Here is a 19,419-nt window from a genome sequence, read left to right on the forward strand (position 1 = left end):
CACTACGTACTGTTTTAGGTTCATTTTACTATAATTTATATCTACTGGAGATTAGTATGAAGAAAACACTCATATATTTTGGGGTTATTTCTCTCTTAATGAGTTTAGTTTTATTTCTTTTATATAAGAATCATAGAGAGAGTGATAACCAGAAAATACAATCAAATACTGATAAAATAATAAGTTCAGACTTTTTAGATTTATCGGGAGATTATGTGTCTTCTACAGGTGAGAAAGCTACTGTTGCTAAGAATGATCAAAATTGGAGAATTTCATATAATACAGACGAAGGTAATGTATTTGGAGATTTTTCTACGGATTGGAAAGAAGATGGCAACAATAGGTCTTCTGTTACAGAATTTAATAAGTCAGACGGAAATAAGGATTTTAAAATATCTATTTCAATTAATAATGTAGATGATTCGTCTAAAATTTTAAGGGTAATCACCTTATCTGATGGAAATAAGAATCATGAAATGGTATTTGCTAGTAGTAGTGATTATTTTAAAAATAGTAAGGATAATATTCTTCAAGGAGATTTAAGTGCTTTTGAAGGGACTTATTCTAATGATTATTTGGAAAAAGCAATAGCGGAATCTAAATTCACTTTGTATGGGTATAAACCTGAAGATTATTTTAAGGATAATACTTCTGTTTTTCCAAAGATATCCTATCAAGATGGAAAGTGGCTGTTTTGGAGTGGCTCTACTCATGCTCAATTCATGTTAGATAAAAGTAAAACACCGAAGAAAACCAATGCTTATTATGAAGTTTACTTTGTAGGGAATAATAGAAATGCTGTTATTGGGCAAGAATTGGTGTTAACATTTATCCCTGCGAATGAAACTGGACCAGATAATGATAAAACTCAAGAGAGCAGAATTCTTTATGGGAAAAGTTATCTTAGACCTTATAGAGTGAGTTGGTGGGAAAACTATCCATATACTTCACTTTCAGAAGTTGATTTAGATATTGAAGCGATTGAAAATGGTGATATTTCAACACTTGTTGGAATATGGAGGAATGGTCGTGGAAATGAATTGATAATTAATTCTGATGGAACAACTGGGGATGGAAATAGTATTAAAGTAATTAAAGATTCATCTAAAATAAGTAGTGTTCCATATGTCAGTTTACAGAGTGGTCACACAAGTGCTGCTATCGGATTGTTTAAAATTGGATTTAAAAATCCTATGGGTGATCAATCTGATAGTTCAAGACCACGCTTAATTATTACTCAATCAGCTGGGAATTATAAAGCTGAATCTTATTTTTACAGAGTTGAAACAAATGATAGTCCATAGAAAGATAAATAACTAACAGTCAAAAAGCCGTTGAAAAACGGTTTTTTGTTATAATTAAATTAAGATTCATAGATAACAAAGGAGAAAAACATGACATTTGAAGAGATTTTACCTGGACTAAAGGCTAAGAAGAAATACGTGCGTACTGGATGGGGTGGAGCTGAAAACTATGTGCAGCTTTTTGATACCATCGAGCAAAATGGCGTCGCCCTTGAAGTGACACCCTATTTCCTCATCAACGTATCTGGTGAAGGGGAAGGTTTTTCTATGTGGAGCCCAACTCCTTGTGATGTCTTAGCGACGGATTGGGTGGAAGTCCATGACTAAACGTGTACTGATTACAGGTGTTAGCTCAGGGATTGGTCTGGCTCAAGCTCGACTCTTTTTAGAAAAAGGTTATCAGGTTTTTGGAGTGGATCAGGGTGAAAATCCTGATTTACAGGGTGACTTTCACTTTTTACAACGTGATTTAACGCTTGACTTGGAACCCATTTTTGACTGGTGCCCTCAGGTGGATGTTCTCTGCAATACAGCTGGGGTTTTGGATGACTACAAGCCATTACTAGAACAAACAGCCCAGGAAATCCAAGAGATTTTTGAAATCAACTATGTGACTCCAGTAGAGTTGACCCGCTATTATTTGACAAACATGCTGGAACATAAACATGGGGTTATCATCAATATGTGCTCCATTGCTTCAAGTCTGGCAGGCGGTGGTGGGCACGCCTATACCTCGTCTAAACACGCCTTGGCTGGATTTACCAAGCAGTTGGCTCTAGACTATGCTGAAGCTGGGATTCAGGTTTTTGGCATTGCTCCTGGTGCAGTTAAGACTGGTATGACCGCAGCTGACTTTGAATCAGGTGGTTTGGCGGACTGGGTTGCTAGTGAAACACCTATCAAACGCTGGATTGAGCCAGAAGAAGTGGCAGAAGTCAGCCTCTTTTTAGCAGGTGGAAAAGCAAGCGCCATGCAGGGGCAAATTCTCACTATTGACGGTGGATGGTCTTTGAAGTAGCATAGTTGCTATTCTGTGAATATGTGGAGGTAAGCTATGAAAAGAGATGAGTTTGGATTTGTCTTGCCCAATCTCTACTATCAGTTTTTAACGGACTGGAAAGAGATTGACTCCTATGAAATTGGAGATACAGGTATCTGTTTGTATGCCAAGGAGGATCTAGAGGAGCGTAATGAAACTTATCAGATTGAGGAAGTAGAGCCAGATTACTTTATGATTGGACAGGAAGGAGATTTGGCCTACTTTATCAAGAAAAATGCTGATGATTGCATTTATGAAAATGACTTGGGTGCTTTTGGCACCTTAGAAATGCAAAAAGTTGCTGCAAACATCTATGACTTTATTGATAAGGTGTTGGAAGAAGAATTGTAAAAAAGGAAGAAATTAATCATGTTTAGAGTGCTAGATGCAGATTCACCGATTTCAAAAGAAGATTTTTTACAATTTGAGGAGATTCTTGGAAAGAAATTACCGAAAGCTATGAAGGATTTTTATCTCAAGTACAACGGAGGCCAGCCCCAAGTAAGGGGTGTTCACGATGATCGTCATATCTTTCCTTTCAATTCCTTTGATTCAATTGAGGAGATGAGGAAGTCTCTTACCTGGTTTGACGATGAGGTTGTGCCTGAAGGATTTAAGGCAACAGATCTTCTCCATTTCGCCTATGATCCTGGATCTGGTAACTATGCTCTTTCTCTAAAGCCAGAGGACTATGGAAAGGTTTACTTCTATGTTTTAGAAGAAAAAGCTGAGTTGTATGGTCAATGGCCATCTTTTGAGGATTTTTTGAATTCCTTTGTTGAAGAGTGAGATAAAAAAGGAGAAGGGATGCAGAAATACCAAGAACTTTCACTAGAGCAGATCATCGAGCAGGTGCGCGTGGACGAGTCTTCTTCAGATGATTTTTGCCTCTATGGCAAGGAGGATGGAGAGCTAGCACTAGATAGGCTCTATTGGGTATCAGATTATCCGGATGTCATAGAAGACCGTGATATTTACCCTGCTGATGTAGTGGAGCAAGATCTCCAGCTAGTCTACTATGGAGAGCAGTTGATTGATGTTCTTTCGGTTGCACTTGAGGAAAAGCCAGACGCAAGTTTCCAAGACTTGGTCGAGGCTTTAAATTATTATAATCAGCATGATTGCTTTATGACCTTTGAAAGCTAGTTACAAAGCTAGAATGTTCCAGTTCCATTGACAATAAAAAAAGGAGTTAAGAAATGATAGATTACGAAAACATAAATGAAAAAATTTCCCCTTTTAACTTGCTTGTTTATGATGAGGATCCTCAAAATGTTCGCGGGTCGCTCATTTATTACCCTGATGGAGAATACAGACAGGAAGTATTTGACACTCGAGAAGAGGAGGGATTTGAAGGAAATGGCTACGATTGGGAATCGCTAGCTTTGGTATTTTTGGAGGAAAAAATGCCTGAATTAAGCGATGCTATCGACTTTGATCCTGAAGGAAGTATGTTTTGTGCCTATTCTTCCAAGGTAGACGCCTTGGCTAGATTTGCTCTTGGCTTTAAAGAATTTTGCGATGATATCGAAGCCATGAAAGACTTGTTTAATCGAGCAGAGTTGGATTAATTGACTAAAATTGTTTTAAATTATTGGGAAGATAATAGAAAGGATTTCAGATGAAGTTACCAGAAGTAGTTGAGCTAGTGGAAAATCATCCAGACCTACATCTCTATTTAGATAAAATTTTAAAAAAGAATAAGAAGACTCAAGCTAGCTATCTCGAATCGCTAAATCATCTGGCCTATTTTCTTTATCTGGATGGTCAAGAGGAAATGGCTAAGGAATTATTAGATCGTATCATACAAGTTCCATTTGAAGGGAATTATAACACTTGGACCTTTGTTGAGAGTTCTCTGGTTTTATTGGCCTATCTGGAAAGAGAAAAAGAAAATCAGGTACTCGTCTATAAAAAACTCCTTTTATCTCCATTAGAACAAGGGGAGGAATCAACTCAAAAAATAAGAAGGAGAGTTCATCAGAGATTTTTGAATGGTGATAGTTTGGAGCAAAAGCTTGCAAAAATCGAGCAGGCTCCAAGCCCTGAATCAGAAATGGAACGTCGTTTGCTATACTTGACAGATTTATTAAAGATTCACCTCTTTATTGCTGAGTCATCTTGCGAAAAGACAGATATCCAGGCAAAAATCAAAGAGAATATGGAGATACTAAAGAAGTATATTAAGGAGCATGAGATCTATAGCCTCTGTCCTTTTAAGGGATAAGGTAAGTTATTGATCTTGGACTTTTAGAAAAGAGTAGAATATGGAAATCAAAAAACACTTTGGTGTCTATGGCGTTTGCTATGAGAATGGAAAATTGCTTTGCATTGAGAAAACGAGAGGGCCTTATCAGCATCGTTTTGATCTACCGGGTGGTAGTCAGGAACTCGGTGAGGGTTTGACAGAAACCCTCAAGAGAGAAGTTCTGGAAGAGACGGGGTATACGCTTATCCGTTATTGCAATCCTAGGATTTATGATGTGCTGGTTCAAGAAGAAGGGCAAGACTTCACAGTACATCATATCATGGCCTTTTATGATATAGTACTCGATTTCGAAGGCTCTCAAAAATCCCTTCCTCATGAAGTTCTTGATGGAAGTAACGATTCAGCAAAGGCAATTTGGCTTCCTATCGAGCAGATTACCGAAGAAAATGCCTCACCCTTAGTATTGAAGGTGAAGGCAGAGTTACTAGGATTTCCAGAATTGGACAAGACCTCTTACATGAATTGGAAGGTAAAACATGCAAAATCAACTGGCTCTTAGTGGCGAAAGAATTGTTGAAAAAGTTTACCCACAACTATTTCATCATGTTGGTATGATTCGTGGCGAATATTTGGTGAGGGAGATCAGTCGAAATATACTGCTAAAAAGTTGTCAGCAATTTGTAAAAGATTATCTAGACACTATTTGCCATTTGTACCCAGATGAAGAAGTCTGGTATCGCTTTTCAGAGTTAACAAATGCAGAAGCAAATTGTCTAGACGGGACTAAAGAGTATTTTGATGAACGCCACCCCTTATTTGGATATAGAGGAACTAGGCGTTTACTGGCGTGTTTGGATGAATTTCATGCTGAAGCACATGTTGTTACAGAAGTTTATCAAACCAATCCCAATTTGTCTGTTATTTTTCCTTTTGTCAATGATGCCGACCAATTAAAACAAGCTATTAGAGTATTGCGCCAGCATGGTTTTACTGGAAAAGTTGGAACAATGATTGAATTACCGTCAGCTTATTTTGACTTGGACAGGATACTGGAAACTGGTATTTCAAAGATTGTAGTGGGAATGAATGATTTGACTTCTTTTGTTTTTGCGACTGTGAGGAACAGTCAATGGCATGATATGGAAAGTCCCATTATGTTAGAAATGCTGAGACAGATGCAGGATAAAGCAAGGATGAAAAAGATAGATTTCGCAGTGGCAGGATATCTGAATGCTTTTTTCATACAAAAAATGAATCAGATGGATATCAAATGCATGATCCACTACAGTTCTATTCCAGAGATTTTTAATTTAGAGATTGACCATCCAGACCATCTCAAACGTGTAAAAGAAGAAAGTAAAAAAATACAAAGGAGCAACCTATGACACCTCAAGAAATGTGGAATGCCTACAAGCAAATCAACCCCTCTATCGGTGAAGAGATAGATGCCTGGGCTTTTGGAGTGGAACCAGACCTTTTAGCGGATCTGGTTTTTAAAGGCGAAAAAACAGCGACAGCCTCAGCTTACGATCTTTACGCAGTAGAGGACGACCCCCTTCCCCAAGAAGGAACTTTTGATGTTATTTTAGACAGTAAGGATCAAGCTGTTTGCATCGTCGAAATTACAAAGGTTTCCGTTCAGCCTTTCCATCAGGTTTCAGCCGACCATGCCTACAAGGAAGGCGAAGGAGACAAATCTCTGGCCTACTGGCGTCAGGTTCATGAAGACTTTTTCAGAGACTGCCTAGGAGAAGCAGGTTTGACTTTTACACCTGACAGCAAGGTTGTTTTAGAAGAATTTCGCAAGGTCTACCCTCTGTAGACTACTAGAAGGAAGAAAGTTTTGGAAATCACCGTCCAAAGCTTTTTTCTGACTTAAAATATGATAAAATAGGTATGTTTGAACTAGAGCATTTGCTCAGAAATTTAGAATAGGAGAAAATGATGCAAGCAGTAGAACATTATATTGAAAAATTTGTTCCTGAACATTATGATTTATTTTTAGACTTGAGTCGTGAGACCAAGACTTTTTCAGGAAAAGTAACTATTACTGGTCAAGCTAAAAGTGACCGTATTTCCCTTCACCAAAAAGACTTGGAGATTGCTTCTGTTGAAGTAGCAGGACAAGCTCGTCCATTTACAGTTGATAATGAAAATGAAGCTCTTTATATCGAACTTGAAGAAGCTGGTTCAGTTGAATTGATTCTAGCATTTTCAGGTAAAATCACAGACAACATGACAGGAATCTACCCATCATACTATACAGTTGATGGTGTTAAGAAGGAAGTTTTGTCAACTCAGTTTGAAAGTCACTTTGCTCGCGAAGCCTTCCCATGTGTGGACGAACCAGAAGCCAAAGCAACCTTTGACCTAGCTTTTCGATTTGACCAAGCAGAAGGCGAACTTGCCTTGTCTAACATGCCAGAGATTGACGTTGAAAACCGTAAAGAGACAGGTATCTGGAAGTTTGAGACAACTCCGCGTATGTCTTCTTACTTGCTAGCTTTCGTTGCTGGTGATTTGCAAGGGGTAACTGCTAAAACAAAAAATGGTACTTTGGTAGGTGTATACTCAACCAAGGCGCATCCACTTTCAAACCTTGATTTCTCACTGGATATCGCTGTTCGTTCAATCGAGTTTTACGAAGATTACTACGGAGTCAAGTACCCAATTCCTCAATCTCTCCACATCGCCCTTCCTGACTTCTCAGCAGGTGCTATGGAAAACTGGGGTCTGGTAACTTACCGTGAAGTTTACTTGGTTGTGGATGAAAACTCTACCTTTGCCAGCCGTCAACAAGTTGCCCTTGTCATTGCCCATGAGCTTGCTCACCAATGGTTTGGTAACCTTGTGACTATGAAGTGGTGGGATGACCTTTGGCTCAATGAAAGCTTCGCGAACATGATGGAGTACGTCTGTGTGGATGCTATCGAGCCAAGCTGGAATATCTTTGAAGACTTCCAAACAAGTGGAGTGCCAGCCGCTCTTAAACGTGATGCGACAGATGGTGTTCAATCTGTCCACGTTGAAGTTAGCCACCCAGATGAAATTAATACGCTCTTCGATGGTGCTATCGTTTATGCCAAAGGAAGCCGTCTCATGCACATGCTTCGTCGTTGGCTAGGAGATGCTGATTTTGCCAAAGGTTTGCACGCTTACTTTGAAAAACATCAATACGGAAATACCATTGGCCGTGACCTTTGGAACGCCCTCGGACAAGCATCTGGTCGTGATGTAGCAGCCTTCATGGATTCTTGGTTGGAACAACCTGGTTATCCAGTCCTTACTGCCACAGTTGAAAATGATGTTTTGAAGATTTCGCAAAAACAATTCTTTATAGGTGAACATGAAGACAAGAACCGTCTTTGGGTAGTGCCACTTAACAGCAACTGGAAAGGATTACCAGATACACTCGAAACTGAAAGCATCGAAATTCCTGGCTATGCAGCACTTCTTGCTGAAAACAAAGGAGCCCTTCGTCTTAACACAGAAAATACAGCACATTACATTACAGACTATCAAGGCGACTTGCTTGATGCTGTTCTTTCAGAATTAGTAGAACTTGATAACACAAGTAAACTTCAAATCGTTCAAGAACGTCGTTTGCTAGCTGAAGCTGGTCACATTTCATACGCAGACTTGCTTCCAGTAGTGGATCAATTGGCACAAGAAGAATCTTACCTAGTTGTTGCTGCAGTTTCTCAAGTTATTACAGCCCTTGAACGCTTCATTGATGAAGGAACAGAGGCAGAAAAAGCCTTTAAAGCGCTTATTGCTAAACTGGCTCGTTACAACTATGATCGTCTTGGTTTTGAAGCTAAAGAGGGTGAATCTGATGAGGATGAATTGGTTCGTCAATTGACAATTTCCATGATGATTCGTTCAAATGACGAGGAAGCCAGTCAGGTTGCTAGCCGAATTTTCGCAGCCCACAAGGATAATCTTTCAGGACTTCCAGCAGCTATTCGTTCACAAGTTCTCATCAATGAAATGAAACACCATGAGACTAAGGAATTGGTCGCAACTTATCTCGATCTTTATACTCATGCGACAGATGCCGCCTTTAAACGCCAATTGGCAGCAGCCCTTGCTTATGCGACAGATTCAGAGAACATCCAAACACTGCTTGCAACTTGGAAGGACAAATTTGTCGTGAAGCCACAGGACCTTTCAGCATGGTATCTCCAATTCCTCGGACACCAAGCAACTCAAGAAACTGTATGGGTGTGGGCACGTGAAAACTGGGATTGGATTAAGGCAGCTCTTGGTGGTGATATGAGTTTTGACAGTTTTGTCATCTTCCCATCACACATCTTTAAAACAGAGCAACGCTTGGCAGAATACAAGGCATTCTATGAACCACAACTTTCTGACCTTGCCCTTAGCCGTAATATCCGCATGGGAATTAAGGATATCGCAGCTCGCGTTGAATTGATTAAGCGTGAAAAAGCAGCAGTTGAAGCAGTTGTAGCTCAATATATCAAAGCTTAAAAGATTCTAGTCTAAATAGATGACAAAAACTCAATTTTCTCTTGGAAAAACAAGGGAAGTTGAGTTTTTTTTAAGATATTTTTGCTATAATAGGTATAATAAGGAGGAATTTTTGATGATCAAAATTCTATTAGTGGAAGATGACCTAGGCCTGTCTAATTCAGTATTTGATTTCTTGGATGATTTTGCAGATGTCATGCAGGTTTTTGATGGAGAAGAAGGTCTTTATGAGGCTGAAAGTGGTGTTTATGATTTGATTCTGCTTGATTTGATGTTGCCTGAAAAAAATGGTTTCCAAGTCTTAAAAGAATTACGTGAAAAAGGCGTTTCGACACCAGTTCTTATCATGACAGCAAAGGAAAGTCTCGATGATAAGGGACACGGATTTGAGCTTGGGGCAGATGATTATCTAACAAAACCATTTTATCTGGAAGAGCTCAAGATGCGTATCCAGGCCCTGCTTAAACGTTCTGGTAAGTTCAATGAAAATACCCTTTCCTATGGTGATTTGACTGTCAATCTCTCTACTAATGAGGTTAAAGTCAATGAGACTGCTGTTGAATTATTGGGTAAAGAATTTGATCTCTTGGTTTATTTCCTCCAAAATCAAAATGTTATCTTACCCAAAACCCAGATTTTTGACCGTTTATGGGGATTCGATAGTGATACCACTATCTCTGTCGTAGAGGTTTACGTATCAAAAGTTCGTAAGAAATTAAAGGGATCAGTATTTGCTGAAAACCTCCAGACCTTGCGTAGTGTTGGGTATATTTTAAAACATGTTTAATAAATTTAAAAAAAATTGGTATGCGGAGGATTTCAGTTATTTTATCCGTAACTTTGGAGTATTTACTCTGATTTTCTCTGCTATGACCTTGATTATCTTGCAGGTTATGCACTCCAGTCTCTACACATCGGTTGATGAGAAGCTTCTGTCTCTCAGTGGCAATCCTCAAGATGTCATCCAGTTGGCTGTCAATCGAGCAACAGATGAAGTCAAAGATCTCAATAGTCAATCCGTGACTCCATCAACGGATAAAAAACCAACGGTCAGTTCCAATACAGAAGTGATTTTATTGGACTCTAATTTAAATCAACTAGTAGCTGGGAATCGCTTTTTAGGTCTTGATAGGGTTACATTTAATAAAAAGGATTTGAATCACATTAGACAGCTTCATGTTCAGAATAGCTATGGGCAGGATGAGATTTATCGAGTGATTCTGACTGAGATGAATATTGAATCTGTCTCGACCAATATTAAGTATGCAGCTGTTTTAATTAATACCAGTCAGCTAGAGCAAATCAGTCAAAATCATGAGCAGTTAATCGTAGTAGTCATGGCCAGCTTCTGGATTTTATCACTCATAGCTAGTCTTTATCTTGCTCGCGTTAGTGTCAAACCCTTGCTTGAAAGTATGCAGAAGCAGCAGAGTTTTGTCGAAAATGCCAGTCATGAGCTACGTACTCCACTTGCTGTTCTCCAAAATCGTCTAGAAACTCTTTTTCGAAAGCCGGAAGCTACTATTATGGAATCTAGCGAGAGTATTGCTTCTAGTTTAGAAGAAGTTCGAAACATGCGCTTTTTAACAACCAATCTCCTAAATTTAGCCCGTCGTGATGATGGTATCAATCCTGAACTAGGAGAGGTAGAGCCAGACTTCTTTAACACAACCTTTACCAACTATGAGATGATCGCATCTGAAAATAACCGCGTTTTTCATTTTGAAAATCGTATTCATCGGACCATCATAACAGACAAGCTTCTTCTTAAGCAACTGATGACTATCTTGTTTGACAATGCTGTCAAGTATACTGAAGAAGAAGGAGTTATTCATTTTGTAATCGCTGCTACAGAGCGTAATCTCTATTTGTCAGTAGCTGATGATGGAATTGGTATTTCTGCAGCAGATAAAAAGAAAATTTTTGATCGCTTTTATCGAGTTGACAAAGCTCGTACTCGCCAAAAAGGTGGCTTTGGGCTAGGTTTATCCTTAGCAAAGCAGATTGTCGATGCCTTAAAAGGAACCATCAGTGTTAAGGATAACAAACCACATGGTACGATTTTTGAAGTAAAAATCGCCATCCAAACACCATCCAAGCGTAAAAATAAATAAAAAAAGGCTGTGACTTAGAAAGCGGTAGACCAAGTATCGCTTTTCTAGTCGCAGCTCTTTAGCTATCGTAGAAAAAATAGGTCGGGACAAAAATCCCGACCTTTTGAATTTAATAAAATTTCTTCTTAATCATTGAACGTTGAAAGTTTGATGCCGCTAAACTCAAGGCAATTGCTAGGCTAAAAGCCAGAACTGTATTAAACTTGAGGGCTAAAAAGATGAAGCTAAATAAGGCTAAAAAGACGCAAAAACAAGCAATGTTTACAAAGAAAAGAACTTCCTTCAAACTAGCAACGGAAGTTGTTTCTGGAACATAGTCTTGGTATAGCGTTGTTTGAGTTTCCTCTTCTTCAAACTCATACGATTGATATTTTCTTACGGGCATGATTCTCTCCTTAACAGTACTCTTTCATTTTACCATTTTTCAAGAAAAAAATTATTACAGTAAGGTTACAAAAATAATAAGTAAATTTATCATTTTAGGGAATAGCTGATTTTTCAGAAATGTGGTATAATTTTTCTTATGGAAAAGATTATTATTACAGCAACTGCTGAAAGCATTGAACAAGTAAAAGAATTACTAGAGGCGGGAGTTGACCGCATCTATGTCGGTGAGAAAGATTTTGGACTTCGCCTACCAAAGACTTTTTCTTATGATGAACTGAGAACCATCGCTGATCTGGTTCATGATGCAGGTAAGGAATTGATCGTAGCGGTCAATGCTCTTATGCATCAGGATATGATGGATCGTATCAAACCCTTCCTTGATTTCTTGGAAGAAATTAAAACAGACTACATTACTGTTGGAGATGCGGGTGTTTTTTATGTTGTCAATCGTGATGGTTATTCTTTTAAAACCATCTATGATGCCTCAACCATGGTCACTAGCAGCCGTCAGATTAATTTCTGGGGACAAAAGGCTGGCGCTTCTGAGGCAGTATTGGCTCGTGAAATTCCATCAGCTGAACTCTTTAAAATGCCTGAAATTTTGGAAATTCCTGCTGAAGTTTTGGTTTACGGTGCTAGTGTCATCCACCACTCTAAGCGTCCACTCCTGCAGAATTACTATAATTTTACTCAGATTGATGATGAAAAAACACGTCAACGCGACCTCTTCTTAGCAGAGCCTAGTGATCCAGATAGTCACTACTCAATTTTTGAAGACAATCATGGAACTCACATTTTTGCCAATAACGACCTCGATTTGATGACCAAATTGCCAGAGTTGGTAGAGCATGGTTTCACTCATTGGAAACTAGAAGGACTTTATACTCCAGGTCAAGATTTTGTTGAGATTGCAAAGCTCTTCATCCAAGCACGTAGCTTGATTCAAGAGGGAAGCTTTACGCATGACCAAGCCTTCTTGTTGGACGAGCAAGTCCGTAAACTCCATCCCAAAAATCGTTTCCTTGACACAGGATTTTATGACTACGATCCTGACATGGTTAAATAAGAATCAGAAACCCGAAATAAAATGTTCGGGTTTTTCTAGTGCAAGGATGAATTTAAAGCGTATTCATGTTATAATAAAAGTAGCTTTTTGTTTGGAGGTGTTTAAGTGGAAAATCTGAAAAAAATAGCAGGCATCAAGGCTGCTGAGTTCGTAACTGATGGAATGGTTGTAGGACTTGGAACAGGCTCGACTGCCTATTATTTCGTAGAGGAGATCGGACGTAGAATTAAAGAAGAAGGACTTCAAATTACAGCCGTAACAACCTCGAGTGTAACAACAAAACAGGCACAAGGATTGAATATCCCACTTAAGTCGATTGATGAGGTGGATGAGGTTGATGTGACTGTTGATGGAGCTGATGAGGTGGATCGTCAGTTTAATGGTATCAAAGGAGGCGGTGGTGCACTTCTAATGGAAAAAGTAGTTGCGACACCAACTAAACAGTATATCTGGGTGGTAGATGAGAGCAAGATGGTTGAGAAACTGGGCGCTTTCAAACTACCTGTCGAAGTTGTCCAATACGGAGCAGAACAGATTTTCCGTCGTTTTGAAAAAGCTGGTTATAAGCCAAGTTTTCGTGAAAAAGATGGCCAACGCTTTGTGACGGATATGAAAAATTTCATCATTGACCTTGATTTAGGTGTTATTGAAGATCCAATCGCTTTTGGTCGTCAATTGGATCTTCAGGTTGGTGTTGTTGAGCACGGTTTATTTAATCAAATGGTTGATAAAGTGATCGTTGCAGGACAAGCTGGCGTTCAGGTTTTAACTTCAACAAAAGGGAAATAAAGGAGGCAAATGATGTCAAAATTTAAACGTATTCACTTGGTGGTATTAGATTCTGTAGGAATCGGTGCAGCACCAGATGCTCATAACTTTGTCAACGCTGGTGTTCCTGATGGTGCATCAGACACGCTTGGACACATTTCAAAATCAGTAGGTTTGAATGTTCCAAATATGGCAAAACTTGGTCTTGGGAACATTCCTCGCGAAACACCATTGAAGACAGTTCCAGCTGAGAGCAATCCAACAGGTTATGCGACTAAGCTTGAAGAGGTATCTCTAGGTAAAGATACCATGACTGGTCACTGGGAAATCATGGGACTTAACATCACTGAACCTTTCGATACTTTCTGGAATGGATTCCCAGAGGAAATCCTTACTAAAATCGAAGAATTTTCAGGACGTAAGGTTATTCGTGAAGCCAACAAACCTTACTCAGGAACAGCTGTCATCGATGACTTTGGACCACGCCAAATGGAAACTGGCGAGTTGATTATCTATACATCAGCTGACCCAGTTCTTCAAATCGCAGCTCACGAAGACATTATTCCTTTGGATGAACTTTACCGTATCTGTGAATACGCTCGTTCTATTACTTTAGAGCGTCCAGCTCTTCTGGGACGTATTATTGCTCGTCCTTATGTTGGGGAGCCTGGAAACTTCACACGTACTGCAAATCGTCGTGATTTGGCTGTATCTCCATTTGCCTCAACTGTTTTGGACAAATTGAATGAAGCTGGTATTGATACATATGCAGTTGGTAAGATTAACGATATTTTCAACGGTGCAGGGATTAACCACGATATGGGCCACAATAAGTCAAATAGCCACGGAATTGACACACTTTTGACAACGATGGGACTGGCTGAATTTGAAAAAGGATTCTCATTTACAAACTTGGTAGACTTTGATGCTTTATATGGACACCGTCGTGATCCACACGGCTATCGTGATTGTTTGCATGAGTTTGATGAGCGCTTGCCAGAAATCATGGCAGCAATGAGAGAAGACGATCTTCTTTTGATTACTGCTGACCACGGAAATGATCCAACCTATGCTGGTACTGACCATACTCGTGAATATATTCCACTTTTAGCATACAGTCCATCCTTTAAAGGCAATGGATTAATTCCAGTTGGACACTTCGCTGACATCTCAGCAACAATTGCGGATAACTTTGGCGTTGAAGCTGCCATGATTGGTGAAAGTTTCTTAGATAAATTAGTTTAAGATGATTCGCTTTGCATTACTGGTTAGAGGTATCAATGTCGGTGGGAAACATAAGGTGGTCATGGCCCAGCTTCGTCAAGAATTGACAGGGTTGGGATTAGAAAATGTTGAAACCTACATCAATAGTGGGAATATTTTCTTTGATACTAGCATGCCTAGAACTCAGTTGGTTGAGAGTCTACAGGGTTTCTTTAAAGAACATTATCCATTTATCCGATATTTTTCCTTGTTAAGTCAAGAAGACTACGAAGAGGAGCTTAGAACTCTTCCGGAATGGTGGTTCCAAGAAATGGCTCGCAAGGATGTCCTCTTTTATACTGAGGGACTGGATATAAAGCAAGTCATTGAGAAAGTCGAAAGTATGAAGCTAGGAGATGAACTGCTTCATTTCGGGAAACTGGGAATCTTCTGGGGCAAATTCTCAGAAGAAACCTATAGCAAAACAGCCTATCACAAGTACCTGCTTAAGATGCCTTTCTATCGTAATATTACGATTCGAAATGCAAAAACCTTTGACAAAATCGGTCAATTTTTAAAAGATTATGAAGGAGACAGACAATGACATTATTAGCAAAAATCAATGAAACAGCTGCTTTCTTAAAAGAAAAGGGAGTAGAAGCACCAGAGTTCGGCTTGATTCTTGGATCAGGACTTGGCGAACTTGCTGAAGAAATTGAAAATCCAGTTGTGGTAGACTATGCTGAGATTCCAAACTGGGGACGTTCTACTGTTGTTGGACACGCTGGAAAATTGGTGTACGGTGAGCTTGCAGGACGTAAAGTTTTAGCCCTTCAAGGACGTTTCCATTTCTATGAAGGAAATCCGCTTGAAGTCGTAACTTTCCCAGTTCGTGTCATGAAAGTTTTGGGCTGTGAAGGTGTGATTGTAACCAACGCTGCTGGTGGTATCGGCTTTGGTCCTGGTACTTTGATGGCTATCACTGACCACATCAATATGACAGGACAAAACCCTCTAATCGGTGAAAACTTGGATGACTTCGGTCCACGTTTCCCTGATATGTCTAAGGCTTACACACCAGAATATCGTGCTACAGCCCATGCAGTTGCTGAAAAGCTTGGTGTTAAACTTGATGACGGTGTTTATATCGGTGTAACTGGTCCAACGTATGAAACTCCAGCTGAAATCCGTGCTTATAAGACACTTGGTGCAGACGCTGTCGGAATGTCAACCGTTCCTGAAGTTATCGTTGCAGCACACTCTGGCTTGAAGGTTCTTGGTATTTCATGTATTACCAACTTTGCTGCTGGTTTCCAAGAAGAACTCAACCACGAAGAAGTGGTAGAAGTGACCGAACGTGTCAAAGGCGACTTCAAAGGATTGCTGAAAGCGATTCTTGCAGAATTATAATCATGTTACAAGAGTTGAGGAGTAGTCTTAAAAAAATCCCATATAACCTCAAATTAGTCCTAGCGGTTATCATGCTAGGGCTAGTTTCGGGTATATTCGGAATTTTGCTCCATTATCTTTTAGAGCTGGTTGAAGGGATTGCTTTTGGTCAGACAGAGCATAACACTGGATTCTTGACAGATGGTGTTGCCTCATCACGAATAGGCTTCAGCTTAATCATCGTGGGTGTCAGTTCTGCCTTGGTCTGGTATTTCTTGCAAAGAAAAGCAAAGTTTTTTTCCATCAAAGCGCAGATGAAAGATGAAACATCACAATACAAACTTCATTTTTTAAAACAACTAGTTCATTCAATTTGGCAGATTATTGCGGTTGGAGGAGGGGCACCTATCGGTAAGGAAGCTGCGCCACGGGAGATTGGAGCTTTATTTGCAAGACCTATTGCCAATATTTTTTCTCTCTCCGTGAAGGACCGGATCTTTCTCATTGCCTGTGGAGCTGGTGCGGGTTTAGCGGCTGTCTATCAGGTTCCATTAACGAGTGTGTTTTTCGTTTTTGAAACCTTGGGAATTGCTTTATCTGTCAAACGTTTTTTCTTGGTCGGTCTGACTACATATGTATCAGCCTTTACAGCAGGCTTTGTTGTTTCAGATCATGCTCTCTACCAGATTCCAGCCATGAATTGGCTACTAGGTGATATGTGGCTTGTTCCCCTATTAGTTCTTTTCCTGACTCCACTCGCTTGGCTTTTTAGTCGCTTTAACAAACAAGCTTCTTCAAAGAGAATAAAGGACAAGCGGATACTCTATACTCTGCCTGTAACATTCCTTTTCCTTGTTGGATTGGCTAGCCATTTGCCTCATCTACTTGGTAATGGGCGTATGATGGCTCAGGAGATTTTAAACGGCAGTAATGCCAAGACGGTAATCCTCTTATTTATCTTGAAAGCCGTGGTCGTTTTAGTCACCCTTTGGGCAGGTGCCTATGGCGGTACCTTGACTCCGTCATTTGCCTTGGGTATAGCAGGAGCTGCACTCCTGACCATGATTCTAGGAGGTGGCAACCAGCCAGCAGTCTTGCTATTAGGTTCGGTTTGCTTTTTAGCAGTGATCCTGAAGGCTCCCTTGTCTGCAACTGGATTGGTAATGGGTTTCACTGGTCAGTCATTTGAGGCTATACCTTTTCTTATGGTGACTTCTTACTTGGCATTTGGTTTTGCTAAAATGCTGGATCGAATCCCTTGGGAGAAAGACTTACGACCAAAGACAAGGATAATAGAAAATTAATAAGAATACTCTAGTTTTTCTAATCCAAAATATATTTTTGATTTATAATCAATATCATTTAATAAAGAAAGGTAGAGCGTGTGTTCTAATTTGAACACGAGCGGAAAACTCAGAAAATAGATAATCTGACTGAGAAATCAGGATTTCTCGTCAGATTCCTAATTTTCAGTCGCTTTCTGGTCGCTCTTTGTATCATAAATTATGTCTATCCATATTGCTGCTAAGCAAGGTGAAATTGCTGATAAAATTCTTCTTCCTGGGGATCCTCTTCGTGCGAAATTTATCGCTGAGAATTTCCTTGAAGATGCTGTTTGCTTTAACGAAGTGCGTAACATGTTTGGTTATACAGGTACTTACAAAGGTCACCGTGTATCTGTCATGGGTACAGGGATGGGTATGCCATCCATCTCTATCTATGCTCGTGAATTGATTGTCGATTACGGTGTGAAAAAATTGATTCGTGTGGGAACTGCTGGTTCTTTGAATGAGGATGTTCACGTTCGTGAGTTGGTCTTGGCTCAAGCAGCTGCAACCAACTCAAACATCATCCGCAACGATTGGCCTCAATACGATTTCCCACAAATCGCAAGTTTTGACTTGCTAGATAAGGCTTACCATATTGCCAAAGACCTTGGTATGACTACTCACGTCGGAAATGTCTTGTCATCAGACGTTTTCTATTCAAACTATGGTGAAAAGAATATCGAGCTTGGTAAATGGGGTGTGAAAGCTGTAGAAATGGAAGCAGCAGCTCTTTACTATCTTGCTGCCCAACACCACGTCGATGCTTTAGCTATTATGACGATTTCTGATAGCTTGGTTAATCCAGATGAGGATACAACCGCTGAAGAACGCCAAAATACTTTCACTGATATGATGAAGGTTGGTTTGGAAACATTGATTGCTGACTAAAGGTAGGCTGTATTCAGAATGATTTCTCTTGTTCTTAAAATGATAACCACCAACAATGAATCAATCCTGTAATAGGTAAGAATAAGGAAATTGAAGAAAGCCTAATTGTGTCAAAGGACCGAGACTAGTCAGTTTAATATCTAAATCATAATCAAATAAAGTTGGAAGCCAAGTTGACAAGAAGTCAAGGCTTTCAACTTTTTAACTTGAAAATTCCTAGGAGTACAAAATGGATAAAATTGAACAACTACAAGGTATTATTGATCAAAGTCAGAGAATTGTCTTTTTCGGTGGTGCAGGGGTTTCTACAGAGTCTAATATTCCAGATTTTCGTAGTTCAGATGGTATATATAGTCTGAAACTAGGTCGCCATTTTACTGCCGAGCAACTGGTTTCACGCACTATGTTTGAACGCTATCCAGAGGATTTTTTTAATTTCTATAAAAAGTATCTGGTCTATCCTGATGCCAAGCCGAATTTAGCACATGATTATCTAGCGTCGTTGGAAAAAACAGGTAAATTAAAGGCGATTGTGACGCAAAATATCGATAGTCTCCATGAAATGGCAGGATCTCAGAAAGTTTTGAAACTGCATGGTAGTGCAGATCGTAATTATTGTTTGGGCTGTCATCGCTTTTATGATTTGACTGCCTTTTTGGAACTTGAAGGTCCAGTTCCCTACTGCTTAGATTGTGGCAAGGTGGTCAAACCTGACGTGACCCTTTATGAGGAAGCGCTAGATATGGATGTATTTAGTCGCGCAGCCCAAGTCATTCAGCAAGCAGATTTGTTGATTATTGGTGGCACTTCCTTAGTTGTTTACCCTGCAGCTAGCCTAATCAATTATTTTTCAGGGTCAAATCTTGTCGTTATCAACAAGTCCAGCACTCCTCAAGACAGCCAAGCTGATTTAGTTATCGAAGGTAAGATTGGAGAAGTTTTTTCTAAATTGAGACAATCATAACCACCCGTCTAACGGGTGGTTTGCACCAGGGCTATAAGCCCAAATTACCAGCCAGCGCCTAAAGACGCTGGCTTTCACGTTGTTCAAGCCTCATTGCTCTTGACTCGTCACTTGCCTCTCAAAGAGGCTTTAGTATTACTTACCACTATCCCTAAAGGGATCCTCATATTCTTTCACACTTCATTTATCTAGTGCTATATCATGCTTTTCCTGATCTTGTATGTATTTCCTTATCGTGGCTTCATTAAGCCCTACTGTACTCACATAAT

23 protein-coding genes and 1 pseudogene are annotated in these 19,419 nt (G+C 39.7%); 22 read left to right on the top strand and 2 right to left on the bottom strand.

What is annotated here, in order from left to right:
• The first annotated feature begins 98 nt into the window (after positions 1-98).
• The 14 genes from HMPREF2837_RS09070 (at position 99) to HMPREF2837_RS09135 (ending at position 11,157) form a co-directional block, all read left to right on the top strand.
• Entirely contained in the window at positions 99-1,304 is a 1,206-nt protein-coding gene (locus HMPREF2837_RS09070; RefSeq protein WP_398578171.1) for a DUF6287 domain-containing protein, read from the top strand.
• Between the two features lie 90 nt (positions 1,305-1,394).
• Positions 1,395-1,631 (top strand): DUF2829 domain-containing protein, encoded by a 237-nt coding sequence (locus HMPREF2837_RS09075; RefSeq protein WP_000141913.1) that lies wholly within the window; start codon positions 1,395-1,397, stop codon positions 1,629-1,631.
• The gene (locus HMPREF2837_RS09080; protein WP_049548341.1) at positions 1,624-2,322 is read left to right on the top strand and encodes a 3-oxoacyl-ACP reductase; all 699 of its coding nucleotides are present in this window, start codon (positions 1,624-1,626) and stop codon (positions 2,320-2,322) included. The genes HMPREF2837_RS09075 and HMPREF2837_RS09080 overlap by 8 nt, the downstream gene beginning before the upstream one ends.
• Positions 2,323-2,358: 36 nt before the next feature.
• On the top strand, positions 2,359-2,694 hold the full coding sequence (locus tag HMPREF2837_RS09085) for a hypothetical protein (RefSeq protein WP_049548340.1): 336 nt from the start codon (positions 2,359-2,361) through the stop codon (positions 2,692-2,694).
• A gap of 18 nt (positions 2,695-2,712) precedes the next feature.
• Positions 2,713-3,132, top strand: coding sequence for an SMI1/KNR4 family protein (locus tag HMPREF2837_RS09090; RefSeq protein WP_049548339.1), 420 nt, complete (start codon positions 2,713-2,715; stop codon positions 3,130-3,132).
• Between the two features lie 18 nt (positions 3,133-3,150).
• Positions 3,151-3,489: a DUF7716 domain-containing protein gene (locus HMPREF2837_RS09095; RefSeq protein ID WP_049548338.1), complete on the top strand. Its 339-nt coding sequence runs from the start codon at positions 3,151-3,153 to the stop codon at positions 3,487-3,489.
• 53 nt (positions 3,490-3,542) lie between these two features.
• Positions 3,543-3,914, top strand: coding sequence for an Imm51 family immunity protein (locus HMPREF2837_RS09100; RefSeq protein ID WP_053090645.1), 372 nt, complete (start codon positions 3,543-3,545; stop codon positions 3,912-3,914).
• A 50-nt stretch (positions 3,915-3,964) separates the two neighbouring features.
• The gene (locus tag HMPREF2837_RS09105; RefSeq protein WP_049548337.1) at positions 3,965-4,570 is read left to right on the top strand and encodes a DUF6707 family protein; all 606 of its coding nucleotides are present in this window, start codon (positions 3,965-3,967) and stop codon (positions 4,568-4,570) included.
• A 40-nt stretch (positions 4,571-4,610) separates the two neighbouring features.
• On the top strand, positions 4,611-5,111 hold the full coding sequence (locus HMPREF2837_RS09110) for an NUDIX hydrolase (protein ID WP_049548336.1): 501 nt from the start codon (positions 4,611-4,613) through the stop codon (positions 5,109-5,111).
• A complete protein-coding gene (locus HMPREF2837_RS09115; RefSeq protein WP_049548335.1) occupies positions 5,089-5,937 on the top strand; it encodes a putative PEP-binding protein in 849 nt (282 codons plus the stop codon). The genes HMPREF2837_RS09110 and HMPREF2837_RS09115 overlap by 23 nt, the downstream gene beginning before the upstream one ends.
• Positions 5,934-6,374 carry an ASCH domain-containing protein gene (locus HMPREF2837_RS09120; protein ID WP_049548334.1) on the top strand — a complete coding sequence of 147 codons (441 nt, stop codon included), beginning with the start codon at positions 5,934-5,936 and terminating at the stop codon, positions 6,372-6,374. The genes HMPREF2837_RS09115 and HMPREF2837_RS09120 overlap by 4 nt, the downstream gene beginning before the upstream one ends.
• Before the next feature lie 122 nt (positions 6,375-6,496).
• The gene (locus HMPREF2837_RS09125) at positions 6,497-9,043 is read left to right on the top strand and encodes a M1 family metallopeptidase (protein WP_049548333.1); all 2,547 of its coding nucleotides are present in this window, start codon (positions 6,497-6,499) and stop codon (positions 9,041-9,043) included.
• Between the two features lie 115 nt (positions 9,044-9,158).
• Positions 9,159-9,830: a response regulator transcription factor gene (locus tag HMPREF2837_RS09130; RefSeq protein ID WP_049548332.1), complete on the top strand. Its 672-nt coding sequence runs from the start codon at positions 9,159-9,161 to the stop codon at positions 9,828-9,830.
• Positions 9,823-11,157, top strand: coding sequence for a sensor histidine kinase (locus HMPREF2837_RS09135; protein ID WP_049548331.1), 1,335 nt, complete (start codon positions 9,823-9,825; stop codon positions 11,155-11,157). Before HMPREF2837_RS09130 ends, HMPREF2837_RS09135 begins: the two co-directional genes overlap by 8 nt.
• Positions 11,158-11,266: 109 nt before the next feature.
• Here the strand turns inward: HMPREF2837_RS09135 and HMPREF2837_RS09140 are convergent, their stop codons facing one another.
• Positions 11,267-11,542: a DUF3270 family protein gene (locus tag HMPREF2837_RS09140; protein ID WP_049548330.1), complete on the bottom strand. Its 276-nt coding sequence runs from the start codon at positions 11,540-11,542 to the stop codon at positions 11,267-11,269.
• 138 nt (positions 11,543-11,680) lie between these two features.
• On the opposite strand from HMPREF2837_RS09140, the gene HMPREF2837_RS09145 reads away from it, so the two are divergent.
• From HMPREF2837_RS09145 to HMPREF2837_RS09180, 8 genes are all read left to right on the top strand, one after another.
• A complete protein-coding gene (locus HMPREF2837_RS09145; protein WP_049548329.1) occupies positions 11,681-12,610 on the top strand; it encodes a peptidase U32 family protein in 930 nt (309 codons plus the stop codon).
• Between the two features lie 105 nt (positions 12,611-12,715).
• On the top strand, positions 12,716-13,399 hold the full coding sequence (gene rpiA / locus HMPREF2837_RS09150; protein WP_049548328.1) for a ribose-5-phosphate isomerase RpiA: 684 nt from the start codon (positions 12,716-12,718) through the stop codon (positions 13,397-13,399).
• Between the two features lie 12 nt (positions 13,400-13,411).
• Positions 13,412-14,623: a phosphopentomutase gene (locus tag HMPREF2837_RS09155; protein ID WP_049548327.1), complete on the top strand. Its 1,212-nt coding sequence runs from the start codon at positions 13,412-13,414 to the stop codon at positions 14,621-14,623.
• A 1-nt stretch (position 14,624) separates the two neighbouring features.
• Entirely contained in the window at positions 14,625-15,185 is a 561-nt protein-coding gene (locus HMPREF2837_RS09160) for a DUF1697 domain-containing protein (protein WP_049548326.1), read from the top strand.
• Positions 15,182-15,991: a purine-nucleoside phosphorylase gene (locus tag HMPREF2837_RS09165; protein WP_000173180.1), complete on the top strand. Its 810-nt coding sequence runs from the start codon at positions 15,182-15,184 to the stop codon at positions 15,989-15,991. Before HMPREF2837_RS09160 ends, HMPREF2837_RS09165 begins: the two co-directional genes overlap by 4 nt.
• A gap of 2 nt (positions 15,992-15,993) precedes the next feature.
• A complete protein-coding gene (locus HMPREF2837_RS09170) occupies positions 15,994-17,274 on the top strand; it encodes a chloride channel protein (RefSeq protein ID WP_049548325.1) in 1,281 nt (426 codons plus the stop codon).
• Positions 17,275-17,475: 201 nt separating this feature from the next.
• Positions 17,476-18,186, top strand: coding sequence for a purine-nucleoside phosphorylase (gene deoD / locus HMPREF2837_RS09175; RefSeq protein ID WP_003007097.1), 711 nt, complete (start codon positions 17,476-17,478; stop codon positions 18,184-18,186).
• Between the two features lie 229 nt (positions 18,187-18,415).
• Complete coding sequence (locus HMPREF2837_RS09180) at positions 18,416-19,150, top strand: NAD-dependent protein deacylase (RefSeq protein ID WP_049548324.1); 735 nt, start codon at positions 18,416-18,418, stop codon at positions 19,148-19,150.
• 180 nt (positions 19,151-19,330) lie between these two features.
• Here HMPREF2837_RS09180 and HMPREF2837_RS10910 read toward each other — a convergent pair.
• Positions 19,331-19,419 (bottom strand): annotated as a pseudogene (locus HMPREF2837_RS10910) (IS200/IS605 family transposase); the annotation flags it as partial.

It is taken from the genome of Streptococcus sp. HMSC071D03 (genome assembly GCF_001812125.1).
GTDB lineage: Bacteria > Bacillota > Bacilli > Lactobacillales > Streptococcaceae > Streptococcus > Streptococcus pseudopneumoniae_N.